We start from the raw sequence: 15,129 nt of genomic DNA on the forward strand, positions 1-15,129 counted from the left end.
GAGTTAATTTTGGTTAATTCATTGATAAATGAGCCAAAAAATTTTAATCTTTTTTTAGATTTGTTAAAGCAACTTATTCGTGTTCCATCTGTAACAGGAGCAGAACACTCTTTTTTAGTATATATAAAAAGAGAGCTTGAAGAATTAGGGATTAAAACTCAACATTATGATGGTTTATTAGTTGCCCTTGGTAATAATCCAAAAAATGGAATATTAAGTGCACACATTGATAGACATGGCGTTATTTGTACAGGTCCAAATGAGTTCCAATTTGCTGCATTTTTAGCAAAAAATCGTTCTGATTTAAAAGGAAACTCCGTATCTGAACAAACTTTCCAACTAATCTCTCAAAGATATATCAACCAACAAGTCCATGCTTATGAACCTTATAGCGGTAGTTATTTAGGAATGGGAACTATAAAAAATGCCTTTTTAAAAGAAGAAATAAACAATTTAATCTTTGAAATAGAAGGACTTTCTCATCTACAACCAGCAACTCCAATAGCTTTTAGTGATAAGTTAAAACAAAATGATAATTTAATATCTGCTCAATTAGACAATGTTCTTTCAGCAGCAATTATCATATATTTGTATCAAAATGGATTTCAAGGAACTGCATTTTTTACAGCTCAAGAAGAAGCAGGAAAATCTTGGAGATTTGTACATGAATGGTTTAAAAAACAAAATCTTTGCACAAATGAACTTCTTGTATTGGATACAAGTCCTTACGAAAGTAGAGAAGAAGCGGATAAACAACTTGTAGTTTTGAGAAATAAAGACGTAAATGCAAGATTTAAATCGCCTATTTTAAAACAGCTAAAAAGTTTTTGTAAAAAAAACAAATTATCATTTTCTTGTAAAGATAAGTTTATTGAAGAAAAAAATAAGATTCGAATAGAACAAGGTTTAAAACCTTTAAGTTTAGGAAGTACTGAACTTGGAAGAATTGTGATGGAATCAAAAGGAAAGATTCAAGGAACAACATTGCAAATCCCAACAACAGGCTACCATACAGTCGATGAAACAGCTTCAATAGAATCAATTAAGGCAATTTTATTTATTTTAAGTAGTTTATATATTACTACAAACTAAAAATTTAGAGGTATAAAATGAATTTAGCTATTATTTATGAATTAAGAGCAAACGATGTAAAAGAAGAAGACATCGAATTAATCATGGATAGAGTAAAGAATAGATTAAGTGAAGACAATATTGATAAAGAACTCGTAAAATTGGGTTATCCTAAAATATTTACTGTTGATTATAGCGAATATGACGACTATAATTATAACGAAGATTATTCACCAAACCATAAAGGAAATTTTGACGATTTAGACTAAAAAATCTTATTTTATACTTTCATAAGCATTTTGTTTATGAAAGTTGCCTATCATTTCACAAAATCCAAAAAAAGAACATTTATGAATTTAATAGAAATTTTACAAAACAAAACAAATTTATCAAAAAATATTATTGAAAATATTATAAAACTGCTTGATGAAGGTTGTACGATACCCTTTATCGCAAGATATAGAAAAGAGTTTACAGATGGTGCAACAGATGAACAACTTAGAGATTTTGAAGAGATTTTTGAATACTCAAAAAAACTTATTGAAAGAAAAGAAGAGATAATAAATCTTTTAAAAGAGAAAAACTTTTTAGATGAAAAAATAAAAAATAATATTCAAAATGCTACAACTTTACAAGCTTTAGAAGATATTTATGCACCTTTTAAAGAAAAAAAATCTTCAAGAACAACCTCTGCTTTGGAAAATGGATTAGAATCATTAGCAAATATCATTCAAAGTATGAAATATAGTATTGAAGAGTGTGAGCAAAAAGCAAAACTATTTTTAAATGAAAATATACAAAATATAAGTGAAGCAATCAATGGTGCAAAAGATATAATCGCACAAAGATATGCAGATGATTTTAAATCAAAAGAAGTTTTGAGAAATCTTATACAAAATTGGGGTATTTTAGAAATAAGTGAAGGTAAAGAGTTTGATAGAAATGGACTTTATGTAAACTTTGCAAATACAAGTGAAAAAATAAAATATATAAAATCACATAGAATATTAGCCATTTTAAGAGCAACAAATGAAAAACAACTAAATATAAAAGTTGAAATAGATGAAAATCATATTTTAGAAAATATAAAAAAATATAAAATCCCAGTTGAAGCAAATAGCTCTAAAGAGTTAGTATTTGATGCTTACAAAGATGGTTTAAAAAGATTGTTACTTCCAACTTTAAAAAGAGAAGCTATAACAACTTTAAAAGAAAAAGCAAGTATTGAAGCAATTGAACTTTTTGGGAAAAATCTAAAAGAGTTACTTCAAACTGCCCCGCTTGTAAATCAAATAATTTTAGGAATGGACCCAGGATATAAAACTGGTTGTAAACTTGCAGTCATTGATGAAAATGGTCTATTTTTAGATAGTAAAGTTATATATCCTACAAAACCAAAAGAGGATATACAAACTTCATCAAAAGTTGTTTTAGATTTGATTAAAAAATATAAAATTACTGCTATTGCTATTGGAAATGGTACAGCTTCAAGAGAAACTGCAAATTTTATAGATAATTTGATAAAAGATAATAATTTGAGTTTAAAATATGCAATTGTTAGTGAAATAGGTGCAAGTGTTTATTCAGCTTCAAAAATAGCTTCGCAAGAGTATCCAAACCTTGATGTAACAATAAGAGGAGCAATTTCAATAGCACAAAGACTTCGAGATCCTATGGCAGCTTTAGTAAAAATAGACCCAAAGTCACTTGGTATTGGACAATATCAACATGATGTAAATCAAAAAGAGTTAAGTTTAAAGCTAGAAAATATAACAATAGACTTAGTAAATAAAGTTGGAGTTGATTTAAACTCTGCTTCATATAAACTTCTTTCATTTATCTCTGGAATTAGTGAAAAACTTGCACAAAATATTGTTGAGCATAGAGAAAAAATCAAAAAATTTAGTACAAAAGAACAACTTTTAAAAGTAAAAGGAATAGGAGAAAAAGCTTATATTCAAAGTGTTGGATTTTTACGAATAAAAGATGGTAAATCTATTTTGGATAATACAGCAATTCACCCAGAAGATTATGAACTAACTTCAAAGTTGCAAAAAAACTACAAAGTCGAAGAAATAAAAGATTTTGAAAAAGTGGCAAATGAAATAAATTGTTCTATTTTAAAATTAAAAGATATTGTAAATGAGTTAATAAAACCTGGATATGATGTGAGAGTTGAGTTTAATCAAGTAAAATTTTCAAATGACATTTTGGATATAAATGACTTAAAAGAAGGATTTATATTAAGTGGTATTGTAAGAAATATCACTGATTTTGGAGCATTTGTTGATATTGGGCTAAAAAATGATGCCCTACTTCATATTTCACAAATAAGTGAAAAAAGAATCTCTCATCCTAGTGAAGTTTTAAGTATAAATCAAAATTTAGAAAACTTAAAAGTTATAAGTATAGATTTGGAAAAGCAAAGAATTGGAATAAGCCTAAAATGAATGTTTCAAAATCAAATCTAGGAATAATTTATATAGCTTTATGTATTTTTCTTTGGTCACTACTTGGAATTTTTGTAAAATTTGCACAATCAAACTTAGACCACTATCAATATATGTTTTATTCATCAGCTTTCTCTTTTTTATCTTTATTACTTGTAGCAATTGTAAGTAAAAATTTAAAAGAAATTCTAAGCTATACAAAAAAGATTTTTTTAGTTTTATTTGCTTTAGGATTTTTAGATTTTATGTTTTATCTACTTTTATATTTTGGTTATCACAATGCAAACTCTATTGAAGTATTGGTTATACAATATACTTGGCCTATTTTTATCGTTGTTTTATCTTTGATTATTTTAAAAGAAGATTTTACAAAAAGAAAACTTTTTGCTGTAATCTTAGGATTTATTGGTGTTAGTTTGGTTATCACTAAAGGAGATATTTCAGCTTTTAATTTTAAAAATATTGATGTTTTACTTATTGTTATGTTATCTGCTTTTTGTTTTGCTCTTTTTTCAGTTTTGAGTAAAAAAGTTAAAATAAATGCTGTAAATGCAGTTATGATTTACTTTTTTAGTGCAACAATATACTCATTTTTTACAATGCAAACTTTCTCAAATTTTGTAATCCCAGCATCAAAAGATTGGATTGCTATTTTGGTAAATGGAGTTTTTATAAATGGGATTTCGTATGTATTTTGGATAAAAGGACTTCAAATTTTTGATGCTTCAAAAGTAGCACCATTTACATTTATAATTCCTATTTTATCAGCATTTTTTTTAATTTTAGTTTTTGATGAACCTATATTAATGGTATATTTTGTAGGACTTGCTTTTGTTGTTACAGCTGGACTTATAAATAGTATAAAAACTAGATAAATCTAGTTCTTATATGATATAACATCTACTTCTACTAAAACATTTTTTGGTAATGTTTTAACAGCCACTGTACTTCTTGCAGGTGCAGTTTCACCTTTAAAATATTGTCCATAGATTTCATTGAAAGCTACAAAATTATCCATATCAGATAGATAACAAGTTGTTTTTAAAACATTTTCAAAAGAACTTCTAGCTTCTTCTAAAACAGCTTTTAGATTTTCCATAACTTGTTTTGTTTGTTCTTGAACTCCACCACTTACTATTTCCATAGTAGAAGGATCAAGTGCTATTTGTCCAGAAGTAAATACAAGTTTTTCAAAACTTGTAGCTTGATTGTAAGGTCCTATTGCACTTGGTGCTTTTGTTGTGCTTATTATCTTTTTCATTTTTATCCTTTATTTTTAAAGTTAGTATTATATTTAGTTTTTGCTTTCTTTCACAAAAAACAACTCAAACTCATTTTTTAGATGATTTAAAATTGGAGTTTCAGATTTTTCTAGTCCACTCATGCTTATCGCTGATTTTACGATAGTTTTTGTATATTTACTAATATCTTCTCTAATAAACATTTCATCAAGATTTAACCAAATAGCCTCACTTATTTCTTGTTTATCTTTTATATCTATTTTCAAACTCTTTGGAACTGCTTTACAAAGAACATATAAATTTGATTTATTAAATTGATGTGGATAAAAATGCCCTAAAGATACTATTTTTTCAAAATCTACAACAACTCCTGTTTCTTCAAAAACTTCTCTACTTAAAGCAGTTGTTATCATCTCTGCATCATCAATATGACCTCCAGGAAGCTTATAGTACTCATTTCTTAAATGCTCTTTTATAAGTAAAATCTCATTCTTTTTATTGATTACTACTGCACCTACTCCCAAAGTATGATTTGCCAGAGTTGGAACAATAACTCCTTGCTTCAAAACTTTTAACAAAAGTAAATAATCACTATTACAAGAGTGAAAAGTAAAACCATATTTTGTCAAAATTGGTATAAAATCAGAATCTTTTATATCAACATATATCCAAATAAGATTTCGTTTATTTTTTATCTCTTCAATCAAAATATCTAAACTTTTTTCAAACTCCAAAATATCTTTTGGAAAATCATTTTTTTCTATTGTTATTCCATTGTATGGGTCAAGACTTGTTTTAAAATTGGCTATATATTCTATGCTACTTGTCATTATAAATCCTTTTACACATATCTTATTGGTAGATAAAAATCTAAAGTAAATTCTTCATTGTTACTTAAAAAATGGTTTTTTTCATATATTGTATAAGATGGATTTGTTGTTGTTTCATATCCACTTTTTATAAGCCAAGTATGATAAACCCACTGAATCAACTTGATAACATCACCATATTTTCCACTCAAATTAAATTTTGCATAAATTCCCTTTGGAACAATCAAAGAAGGCAAAGACAAATCTTTTAAACTATCTTCATCATCTAAAACTGCAATCGCAATATATTGACAATCTTCCAGTGGAGTTATAATAGGATTATCGTGATGAAGAGCTATTTGCTTGTAATCTTTTATATCATTTGTATATATCCAAGTTTGAATTTTTGACCATGTTTGTTTTATAGTTTTATCATAACCTTTATGTCTTATATAAAAACCTTTTATTTCAGGCATTTTTACAATTGTTGGCTCTATATCAAAATCTATCTCTTCAATATTATTGGATATCTTTTCTACTATTTTATTTGAATATTTTTTATATCCACCATTTCTCCAGTCTTTTGGAGTCATATTAAATCTTTGTTTGAAACTTCTTAAAAATGAAGTTTGAGAACTATATCCAATCATTAAAGCAATATCAGATATTGTAGAGTATCTATTTGTAATAAGTAAATTTGCAGCTTTTTCAAGTCTGATAGATTTTATACTTTCATAGATATTTTTTCCAAATTCTTCTTTAAATATTCTATGAAGATGAAACTTACTTATATTTAACTCACAACTTAATTCATCTATATTTATATTTGTATCAATATATTTATAAATATAGTTCATAACATCATTCGCAAGTTTTGTTCGTTTTTCAAATGTAATTTTTTTCATAAGAAATTATATCAAGAATTGTATATAAATTTAGCAATAATTGATAATAATAAAAGCATTTTATGTAAAGCATAAATAATTCTTTTGATGTAGAATTTTGAAATATATATAAAAGGATTATAAACCAATATGAAACGGTCATTTATAAGAGAAATTCTTGAAGCAATAGATGAAGAAACTATCTCTTTTGCTGGTGGACTTCCAAGTCTTAATCTATTTCCAACACAAGATTTAAAAGAAGCAACAATAAAAGTTTTAGATAATCCAAAAATTTATCAATACACAGTTAGCAATGGAATAAATGAATTAAGAGAACAAATAGCCAAAAGATATTCAGATGAAGGATTTCCTACAACAAAAGATAATATTTTGATAACAACTGGAAGCCAACAAGCTATGTATATTTTAGCAAAGTTTTTTGAAAACAAAGATATAACTATAGAAGAACCATCATATTTGGGTGCTATGAATATTTTTAGATTAAATAAGTTAAAAATGCAAGGAGTAAAGTTAGAAAATGACGGAGTAAATATTAGTGAATTTGAGAAAAGTTTTAAAAACACAAAATTAACTTATTTAATACCAGATTTTCAAAATCCAAGTGCAACAACATATAGCAAAGAAAAAAGAGAAGAAATTACAAAAATAGTAGAAAAACAAGATGGTATCTTGATAGAAGATAGCCCATATAGTGAACTATTTTTTGAGAAAAAAATGCCTTATATTAGTGCTAAATTACCAAACAACTCTTTTCATTTAGGAAGTTTTTCTAAAACTTTAGTTCCTAGTTACAGAATGGGTTGGATTAGAGCAGATGAGGAAAAAATAAAATCTTTACTGATTATAAAAGAAAGTATAGATTTACACTCAAGTGGAGTTTCACAATATATTTTGGCTGAATATCTAAAAGATACTCAAAAATATGAAAAACATCTTCAATCAATAAGAGATGACTATAAAGCAAAAGCAGAATATTTTTCAAAACAATTAAACTTAATAATGCCCGAATTTAAACACCAATTACCAAAAGGTGGAATGTTTTTATATGGAACTTTTGGAGATAATATAGATACATTTGCTCTTGTTCAAGAGTGCTTAAAGAAAAAAGTTGTTTATGTTCCAGGAAATCAGTTTTATATTGATAAAGTTCCAAATGGTGAGATAAGATTTAACTACACTCATTCAAATTTTGAACAAATTGAAAAAGGTATAAAACTTATAAAAAGCTGTCTATAAGATACTTATAGGCTCTTTTTTCTTTTTTTTGTAATTTTGTAGTATATATAAGAAAAGATTACAATAGATACTAAAATTACGATTATAATCAAATGTAAATACTCTTTTAACAACTCTTCATTATCTCCTAAAAAATATCCAAGATATGCCAAAACTATCATCCAAAGTCCTGCACCCAAAGTAGTATAAAAAGTAAATTTTGCTAAATTCATCTGTGCAAGTCCAGCTGGTAGAGATATATATTGTCTTACAACTGGTATCAATCTTCCAAAAAAAGTAGAAATATGCCCATGTTCTTTAAAAAATTGCTCTATTTTCTCTAAAGTTTCTTCTTTTATAAAAACATAATTACCATATTTTACTAAGAGTTTTCTTCCCAATTTAATTGCTAAATAGTAGTTAAACAAAGCCCCTGCAAGTGAACCTAAAATCCCCGATAATACTACTAAAAGCATACTCATTTCACCTTTATATGCCAAATATCCTGCTGGTATCATAACAACTTCAGATGGAAAAGGAATTATAAATGAACTTTCAATAAACATCATTATAAATATTCCTATATAACCTAAGCTTCCAACAGTTTGAACAATAAAGTTAATTATTTCTGATAACAATTTTATCCTTTAAATTAGATAGTTTGAAATGAAGTATTTTAAATTTGTAGAAATTGTGATAAAAATCAAAAAAATTAAGGCAAAAAGCCCTAATTATTTTTTTAACTCTCTAATTTTTGCAGCTTTACCTTTTAACTCTCTTAAATAGTTAAGTTTAGCTCTTCTTACTCTACCTCTTCTTATTACTTCAAAAGATTTTAAAGATTCACAGTATAAAGGGAAGATTCTTTCAACACCAACACTATTTGCACCAAGTTTTCTAATTGTAAAAGTAGCATCAACACCATTTCCGCTTCTACCTATAATTACACCTTCGAAAGTTTGAACTCTTTTTTTCTCACCTTCTTTAATCTCAACACCAAGTCTTACTGTATCTCCTGCTCTAAATGCTGGAACTTCTTTAGAAGCAATTTGTGCTGCTTCGAAACTTGCAATATATCTGTTTTTCATCGTTTTTCCTTATTAGGTCTATAATATTTTGTCTTACAAATGGACATCTGGAATTTTAAGTCGCAAATTTTACTATGGTTTCCCTTTAAAAATTCTTTAATGACACTTAAATTTTGGTATTTTTCAGGTTTTGCAAAAGATGGAGCTTCTAAAAGATTATTTTCATAGCTTTCAACTTCCAAAGAATCGGCATTTCCTAAAACACCATCTACATTTCTAGCAATTGCATCACACATAACTAAAGATGGAAGTTCTCCTCCAGTTAAAATATATTCCCCTATAGAAAATACTTCATTTGCATACTTTTCAATAACTCTTTCGTCAATTCCCTCATATCGTCCACTAACCATTACTATATTTTTTTTCTTTGCCAATCTTTTTGCATCATTTTGACGAAATGGCTTAGCAGCAGCCAGCGGAAAAACAATGTATGCATCTTTGTTTTTCTTCTTTATATCATCAAGACAATCAAAAAGAGGTTGACAAAAAAGAAGCATTCCTGCTCCTCCGCCAATCATCTGATCATCAACTTTTTTATGTTTATTAGTTGTAAAATCTCTTGGATTAGAAAACTCATAAGATATAAAGTTTGATTCCACTGCTCTTTTTAATATAGAATCTTTAAAATATGGTTCTATCAAATTTGGGAAAAGGGTTACAAATGTAAATTTCAAAGCCTAAAATCCGTCCTAAAATTTTGTTTGGAATATTACCATATTTAGTTTTAGTTATTATTAAGGATTATTAATTTAGACTTCTTACTTTATTTATAATAATTATAAGAGAAGGTTTTTTATTGAAAACATTAAATGGTTTTGGAAAAAAATATTTTTCATTGTCATCAATACAAGCTCACAGTGTAGCTATATCTTTACACAATAAAGTAGTGTCTTGTAAAAATCATTTAAAAAATAAACTTCAATTATCTTCAAAAAATGATGAAGAAATAGAAGAATTAGAACCAACCATATCACAAATTTTACTATCTTGTTTTATTTCAAAAAGTAAACCTTGCCATTGTGACTGTTTCTTTAGAAAAAAAACGGCACTTGCAGTAAGACTTTTTAAATTTATTCCAAGATGTCCATATTATACGACTTATTTTGCTTTTAGAAGAACTGGCGTTCATCCTCCATTATATACTATTTAATTCGTATCAAAAATTATAAAGATACATCCATTTTTTAGTTTTAAGTTTTGGCTAACTAAATAGTCAATTATAGTATGGTTCCTTTTTTAAAAGGAACCTTTGAAAAAAGGATTAATAATGTCAAAAAATTATGTAATAGGATTTCCAAGAATTGGAGAGAAAAGAGAGTTAAAAAAAGTTTTAGAACAATACTGGGCAAAACAAACAGACTTTGATGAAGTAAAATATGTAGCGCAAAGTCTTAGAAAAAGACACTGGACATACCAAAAAGAAGCAAAAATAGATTTTATAGCTTCAAATGATTTCTCATATTATGACAATATGTTAGATACTACAATTTTACTTGGGGCTATTCCACAAAGATTTCAACATCTAAAAAATGAAGAATTATATTTTGCAATGGCAAGAGGAAATCAAGATTGTGTTGCTATGGAGATGACAAAATGGTTTAATACAAACTACCATTATATCGTACCTGAAATATCTAAAGATACAAAATTTGCTTTAAACTATAAGAAAGTAATAGAAGAGTATAAAGAGGCAAAAGAATTAGAAATAAACACAAAAATAAATTTGATTGGTGCAATAACATATTTAGGATTATCAAAAAGTGTTGATAATAGTGATGTTTTTGCTCATATAAATAGTGTAGTTGATGTTTATAAAGAACTGTTATTGGAAATTTCAAAACTTGATGAAGAAATTGTAGTTGAATTTGCAGAACCACTTTTTGTAAAAGATTTAGACACAAAAGTTTTATCTCTATTAAAACCAGTTTATGATGCACTTTCGAGCGTTGCACCAAATATTAAAATAGTTGTGACAACATATTTTGAACACTCAAATGAAGCAACAAAAATCTTGGTAAATACTCCAATTTGGGCTTTAGGATTAGATTTTATTCATGGAAGCAAAAATCTTGAAGCTTTAGAAATCATCAAAAATTCAAATAAAGTTTTAATAGCTGGTGTTATTGATGGAAGAAATATTTGGAAAAGTAACTTTGAAGATAAATTAGTGTTATTAAATAAAATTTCAAATGTTATTTCAAAAGAAAATATAATTGTAGGAACATCTTGCTCACTTTTACACGTTCCTTTTACTTTAAATTATGAAGAAAAATTAGATAGTGAAATTAAATCTTGGTTAGCATTTGCAACTGAAAAATTAAAAGAGTTATCACTTGTAACAAAACAATTCTTTGATTTAAAACTTTCACTTGATGACAATGCGAATATAAAGAAAAATGCTGAAGAAAATGCAAAAAGAAAAATATCTACAAAAATTCACAATGCAAAAGTTCAAGATGAAATCAAAAATTTAAAAATATTCCAAAGAACTGATAAATTCCAAGATAGAATAAAAGTTCAAAGAGAATTTTTCAAATACGATGCACTTGCAACTACAACTATTGGGTCATTTCCTCAAACTCCTGAAATTAGAGAAAATAGAAAACAATACAAAGCAAATGCTATTTCAAAAGAGCAATACGAAGCTGAAATTAAAAAATATATTGATGATTGTGTAGCATTCCAAGATGAAATTGGGCTTGATGTTTTAGTTCATGGAGAACCAGAAAGAAATGATATGGTTGAATATTTTGGTGAATTAATGGAAGGTTTTGCATTTACTCAAAATGCTTGGGTACAATCATATGGAAGTAGATGTGTAAAACCACCTGTTATTTTTGGTGATGTTTCAAGACCAAATCCTATGACTGTTGAGTGGATAAAATATGCTCAAAGTAAAACAAAAAAAGTTATGAAAGGAATGCTAACTGGACCAGTTACAATTTTAAATTGGTCATTTGTAAGAGATGATATTCCAAGAAATGAAGTAACAAAACAAATTGCACTTGCAATTAATAAAGAAGTTGATGATTTACAAAATGCTGGAATAAAAATGATTCAAGTTGATGAAGCAGCATTCAAAGAAGGTTATCCACTTAGAAAAGAAAATATCAAAGCTTATGAAGATTGGGCAGTTGAAAACTTCCGTTTAAGTGTAAGTTGTGCAGAAACAAATACTCAAATTCACACTCATATGTGTTATAGTGAATTCAATGATATTATAAAAACTATTGAAGCTATGGATGCCGATGTTATATCTATTGAAACAGCACGAAGTGGAAATAGACTTTTACGAATTTTCAAAGAAGTAGCATATAAACAAGAAATTGGACCTGGAATCTATGATATTCATAGCCCAAGAGTTCCAAGTGTTGAAGAAATGGTAGCTCAAATAAAAGCTTTAGTTGAAGTTTTACCAAAAGAACAATTATGGATAAATCCAGATTGTGGATTAAAAACAAGAAAATGGCCAGAAGTAAAAGAGAGCTTAAAAAATCTTGTTGAAGCAGTAAGAATAGTAAAAAATAGCTAAGAGCATTTGCTCTAGCTGTTTTACTAAAATCAATTCAAATTAATACATTATCAAGAATAAACTCATTCACAATTTTTTAAACTATTAAACCAATTTCTGATAAAATCCACTAAAATTTCTCAAAAAAGATAGAAGATGATTACACTAAACGATATAAAAGATGCAAAAAAAAGATTAGAAAATACAGTTTCTAAAACTCCACTTATGAAAGCCCCTTTTTTAAGTATTGAAAAAAATGCCCAAATTTTCCTAAAAGAAGACAATCTCCAAATAACAGGAAGTTTTAAATTAAGGGGTGCTTTCAATAAAGTAGCAATGCTTGATGATAGTAAAAGAAAAGCAGGAGTTGTAGCAGCAAGTGCAGGAAACCACGCTCAAGGTTTAGCTTTTGCAGCCCAATATTTTGGCTGTGAAGCAACTATTTTTATGCCTGAAGCAACTCCACTTACAAAAGTTTCAGGAGTAAAATCTTATGGAGCAAATGTTGTTTTAACTGGTGAAAATTTTGATGAAGCATATGCAAGTGCAGTAAAATTTGCAAAAGAAAACAATAAAGAGTTTGTTCATCCATTTGCTGATGATGAAGTTATAGCAGGGCAAGGAACAATTGCACTAGAAATTTTAGAAAATATTGAAGATATAGAACAAATTATCGTACCAATTGGTGGTGGAGGATTAATTGCAGGTATTGCAATAGCAGCAAAATCTATAAATCCAAACATAAAAATAACAGGTGTTGTAGCAAGTGGTGCAAAAGGTATGAAAGAGAGTTTTGAAGCTAGAATGCCAATAGACTCTTCAACTGTAAGAACAATAGCAGATGGAATAGCAGTACGTGATGTAACACCAAAATTACTTGATATTATTTTAGAATATGTAGATGAAATTGTAGAAGTAAGCGACAACGAAACAGCAAATGCAATTTTATTTTTACTAGAACGACATAAACTTATGGTTGAAGGTGCAGGAGCAGTTTCAGTTGCTGCTATTATGCATGATAAAGTTGATATTACAAATAAAAAAGTTTGTGCAATAGTTAGTGGTGGAAATATAGATGTTACTATGTTATCACTTATTATTGAAAAAGGTTTAATAAAATCTCATAGAAAAATGAATCTTATAGTTACACTTATGGATAAACCAGGTGCTTTGATGCACTTAACAGAAGTATTCTCACAATGTTCAGCAAATATAGTTCAAATAGATTTTGATAGAAACTCTTTAAAACTAGAGTTTGGAGAAGCACATGTAACTATAGCTCTAGCAACAAAAGGGGAAGAACATCAAGAGCAAATAAGAGAAAATTTGAAACAATATGGATATAGATTTAAACAAATCTAAATTATTTTACAACATTTATAAAATTTTTAGAAAACAAATATTATAATCCAAGCATAATTTAGTAAATGTAGAAACAAAGACAAAGGAAGAGTATGGAAGGAAGACTGTTTACATTCTTAGGAACAATCGGTGGACACGGACAAGAATGGATAATTTTATCTCACTACGTTTTAGTAATTGGGATTATTTTCTTAATTTCAAATATGGCAACTAGAAGATTGCAACTAGTTCCAACTGGTTCACAAAATGTTATGGAAGCATTTGTTGGTGGTGTTATTGGTATTGGTAGAGATTCTATGGGAGAGCAAAACTCAAGAATCTATATGCCACTTATTGGTTCGTTGGCTTTAGTTATTTTTGTTAGTAATATGATGGGAGTTATCCCAGGATTTGAAGCTCCAACTTCAAATATCAACTTTACTTTATCTTTAGCTTTGATAGTATTTGTATATTACAACTACTTAGGTATTAAGAAAAATGGTTTTATAAACTATTTTAAACATTTTATGGGACCTTTACCAATCTTAGCTCCTTTAATGTTCCCAATAGAGATTATCTCTCATCTATCAAGAATTGTATCTTTATCTTTCAGGCTGTTTGGTTCTGTAAGAGGAGATGATATGTTCTTAATGGTACTTCTTATGTTAGTACCTTGGATTTTGCCATTACCAGGATTTTTCCTTTTAGCTGTAATGGGTGTATTACAAGCATTTATTTTTAGTATCCTAACTTATGTTTATATAGCAGGATCTATTATGATGGAAGAAGAACATCATTAAGATGTCTTTGTAAAATAAAAAGGGAATAAGTTTTACTTATTCCCTTTTTTTATGGAGAGAATATGACAAATATGAAATCTTATCTTATCACTGATCCAAAGTATTTTTCAGATAATCCAAAAATATTTAAACAAACTTTAGAAAATAGTTTAAAATTACACAAAATAGATCTTGCTTGTTTTAGAGATAAAACATCTACAAACTTTGAAGAATTAGCAAAATTATTTTTAGATACTTGCAAAGAGTTTAATATAAAAAATATATATCTAAATTCCAATATACAACTAGCAAAAGATTTAAATTTTGATGGAGTTCATCTAAACTCAACACAATTTGAAAAAATAGGATTTGCAAAAAATCTAAATCTAAAAACTATTATATCTTGTCACAATCATAAAGAGTTAAAACTAGCCTTTGATAAAAAAGTGGATTTTGTAACATACTCACCTATTTTTGATACACCAAATAAAAGTGAAGCAAAAGGAATAGAAGATTTAAAGCAAACTATAAAAGAGTTTAATAGTCTAAATATATTTGCTCTAGGTGGTATAATAAAGGATATTCAAGTAAAGAAAATATCGCAAACAAATGCCTATGGATTTGCTTCTATTCGCTACTTTATTGCTAGTAATTAAGCCAAATTATCTATCAAATATAAATTCAAACTTAAATTAATCAAGAATTAATACATATTTAAT

Annotated in this window: 16 protein-coding genes; 10 read left to right on the forward strand and 6 right to left on the reverse strand. The window is 27.4% G+C overall.

The window, feature by feature from the left end; translation table 11 throughout:
• The first annotated feature begins 9 nt into the window (after nt 1–9).
• The 4 genes from ACNSOS_RS05135 to ACNSOS_RS05150 all read left to right on the forward strand — a co-directional run bounded on the left by ACNSOS_RS05135 (nt 10) and on the right by ACNSOS_RS05150 (nt 4,396).
• Entirely contained in the window at nt 10–1,092 is a 1,083-nt protein-coding gene (locus tag ACNSOS_RS05135) for a peptidase M42 (RefSeq protein WP_418186186.1), read from the forward strand.
• Between the two features lie 17 nt (nt 1,093–1,109).
• Nucleotides 1,110–1,340, forward strand: coding sequence for a hypothetical protein (locus ACNSOS_RS05140; protein ID WP_113894523.1), 231 nt, complete (start codon nt 1,110–1,112; stop codon nt 1,338–1,340).
• Between the two features lie 81 nt (nt 1,341–1,421).
• A complete protein-coding gene (locus ACNSOS_RS05145; protein ID WP_418186187.1) occupies nt 1,422–3,521 on the forward strand; it encodes a Tex-like N-terminal domain-containing protein in 2,100 nt (699 codons plus the stop codon).
• The gene (locus tag ACNSOS_RS05150) at nt 3,518–4,396 is read left to right on the forward strand and encodes a DMT family transporter (RefSeq protein ID WP_418186188.1); all 879 of its coding nucleotides are present in this window, start codon (nt 3,518–3,520) and stop codon (nt 4,394–4,396) included. Before ACNSOS_RS05145 ends, ACNSOS_RS05150 begins: the two co-directional genes overlap by 4 nt.
• A 2-nt stretch (nt 4,397–4,398) precedes the next feature.
• Here ACNSOS_RS05150 and ACNSOS_RS05155 read toward each other — a convergent pair whose 3' ends face one another.
• Genes ACNSOS_RS05155 through ACNSOS_RS05165 form a run of 3 tightly spaced genes read right to left on the reverse strand, consistent with a single transcriptional unit; the run spans nt 4,399 to nt 6,476 of the window.
• Nucleotides 4,399–4,782 (reverse strand): RidA family protein, encoded by a 384-nt coding sequence (locus ACNSOS_RS05155; protein WP_418186189.1) that lies wholly within the window; start codon nt 4,780–4,782, stop codon nt 4,399–4,401.
• A 33-nt stretch (nt 4,783–4,815) separates the two neighbouring features.
• Nucleotides 4,816–5,592: an NUDIX domain-containing protein gene (locus tag ACNSOS_RS05160; protein WP_418186190.1), complete on the reverse strand. Its 777-nt coding sequence runs from the start codon at nt 5,590–5,592 to the stop codon at nt 4,816–4,818.
• 11 nt (nt 5,593–5,603) lie between these two features.
• Nucleotides 5,604–6,476, reverse strand: coding sequence for an AraC family transcriptional regulator (locus tag ACNSOS_RS05165; protein ID WP_418186191.1), 873 nt, complete (start codon nt 6,474–6,476; stop codon nt 5,604–5,606).
• Between the two features lie 129 nt (nt 6,477–6,605).
• Between ACNSOS_RS05165 and ACNSOS_RS05170 the strand changes: the two genes are divergently transcribed.
• Nucleotides 6,606–7,712: a PLP-dependent aminotransferase family protein gene (locus ACNSOS_RS05170; RefSeq protein ID WP_418186192.1), complete on the forward strand. Its 1,107-nt coding sequence runs from the start codon at nt 6,606–6,608 to the stop codon at nt 7,710–7,712.
• Between the two features lie 5 nt (nt 7,713–7,717).
• Here ACNSOS_RS05170 and ACNSOS_RS05175 read toward each other — a convergent pair whose 3' ends face one another.
• The 3 genes from ACNSOS_RS05175 to trmD all read right to left on the reverse strand — a co-directional run bounded on the left by ACNSOS_RS05175 (nt 7,718) and on the right by trmD (nt 9,453).
• Nucleotides 7,718–8,329, reverse strand: coding sequence for a DedA family protein (locus ACNSOS_RS05175; RefSeq protein WP_113909761.1), 612 nt, complete (start codon nt 8,327–8,329; stop codon nt 7,718–7,720).
• 93 nt (nt 8,330–8,422) lie between these two features.
• On the reverse strand, nt 8,423–8,779 hold the full coding sequence (gene rplS / locus ACNSOS_RS05180) for a 50S ribosomal protein L19 (protein ID WP_418186193.1): 357 nt from the start codon (nt 8,777–8,779) through the stop codon (nt 8,423–8,425).
• On the reverse strand, nt 8,776–9,453 hold the full coding sequence (gene trmD, locus ACNSOS_RS05185; RefSeq protein WP_418186194.1) for a tRNA (guanosine(37)-N1)-methyltransferase TrmD: 678 nt from the start codon (nt 9,451–9,453) through the stop codon (nt 8,776–8,778). Before trmD ends, rplS begins: the two co-directional genes overlap by 4 nt.
• Nucleotides 9,454–9,575: 122 nt before the next feature.
• Here trmD and ACNSOS_RS05190 point away from each other — a divergent pair, with 122 nt between their 5' ends.
• The 5 genes from ACNSOS_RS05190 to ACNSOS_RS05210 all read left to right on the forward strand — a co-directional run bounded on the left by ACNSOS_RS05190 (nt 9,576) and on the right by ACNSOS_RS05210 (nt 15,066).
• Nucleotides 9,576–9,929, forward strand: a complete 354-nt coding sequence (locus ACNSOS_RS05190; protein ID WP_113909764.1) for a hypothetical protein — start codon at nt 9,576–9,578, stop codon at nt 9,927–9,929.
• A 117-nt stretch (nt 9,930–10,046) separates the two neighbouring features.
• A complete protein-coding gene (gene metE / locus ACNSOS_RS05195; RefSeq protein ID WP_418186195.1) occupies nt 10,047–12,311 on the forward strand; it encodes a 5-methyltetrahydropteroyltriglutamate--homocysteine S-methyltransferase in 2,265 nt (754 codons plus the stop codon).
• A 135-nt stretch (nt 12,312–12,446) separates the two neighbouring features.
• Nucleotides 12,447–13,652, forward strand: a complete 1,206-nt coding sequence (ilvA, locus tag ACNSOS_RS05200; RefSeq protein ID WP_418186196.1) for a threonine ammonia-lyase — start codon at nt 12,447–12,449, stop codon at nt 13,650–13,652.
• A 92-nt stretch (nt 13,653–13,744) separates the two neighbouring features.
• A complete protein-coding gene (locus ACNSOS_RS05205; protein WP_113894508.1) occupies nt 13,745–14,431 on the forward strand; it encodes a F0F1 ATP synthase subunit A in 687 nt (228 codons plus the stop codon).
• A 62-nt stretch (nt 14,432–14,493) separates the two neighbouring features.
• Nucleotides 14,494–15,066, forward strand: coding sequence for a thiamine phosphate synthase (locus tag ACNSOS_RS05210; protein ID WP_418186197.1), 573 nt, complete (start codon nt 14,494–14,496; stop codon nt 15,064–15,066).
• Nucleotides 15,067–15,129: the final 63 nt, after the last annotated feature.

Source organism: Aliarcobacter vitoriensis (genome assembly GCF_048320235.1).
GTDB classification, from domain to species: Bacteria; Campylobacterota; Campylobacteria; order Campylobacterales; family Arcobacteraceae; genus Aliarcobacter; species Aliarcobacter vitoriensis.

Bases quoted from the DNA above. Each gene is read 5' to 3' on its own strand.
- ACNSOS_RS05170 (WP_418186192.1), top strand. From the start codon at position 6,606: ATGAAACGGTCATTTATAAGAGAAATTCTTGAAGCAATAGATGAAGAA.
- rplS (WP_418186193.1), bottom strand. From the start codon at position 8,779: ATGAAAAACAGATATATTGCAAGTTTCGAAGCAGCACAAATTGCTTCT.
- ACNSOS_RS05155 (WP_418186189.1), bottom strand. From the start codon at position 4,782: ATGAAAAAGATAATAAGCACAACAAAAGCACCAAGTGCAATAGGACCT.
- ACNSOS_RS05150 (WP_418186188.1), top strand. From the start codon at position 3,518: ATGAATGTTTCAAAATCAAATCTAGGAATAATTTATATAGCTTTATGT.
- metE (WP_418186195.1), top strand. From the start codon at position 10,047: ATGTCAAAAAATTATGTAATAGGATTTCCAAGAATTGGAGAGAAAAGA.
- ACNSOS_RS05210 (WP_418186197.1), top strand. From the start codon at position 14,494: ATGACAAATATGAAATCTTATCTTATCACTGATCCAAAGTATTTTTCA.
- ACNSOS_RS05165 (WP_418186191.1), bottom strand. From the start codon at position 6,476: ATGAAAAAAATTACATTTGAAAAACGAACAAAACTTGCGAATGATGTT.
- ACNSOS_RS05160 (WP_418186190.1), bottom strand. From the start codon at position 5,592: ATGACAAGTAGCATAGAATATATAGCCAATTTTAAAACAAGTCTTGAC.
- ACNSOS_RS05205 (WP_113894508.1), top strand. From the start codon at position 13,745: ATGGAAGGAAGACTGTTTACATTCTTAGGAACAATCGGTGGACACGGA.
- ilvA (WP_418186196.1), top strand. From the start codon at position 12,447: ATGATTACACTAAACGATATAAAAGATGCAAAAAAAAGATTAGAAAAT.
- ACNSOS_RS05145 (WP_418186187.1), top strand. From the start codon at position 1,422: ATGAATTTAATAGAAATTTTACAAAACAAAACAAATTTATCAAAAAAT.
- ACNSOS_RS05140 (WP_113894523.1), top strand. From the start codon at position 1,110: ATGAATTTAGCTATTATTTATGAATTAAGAGCAAACGATGTAAAAGAA.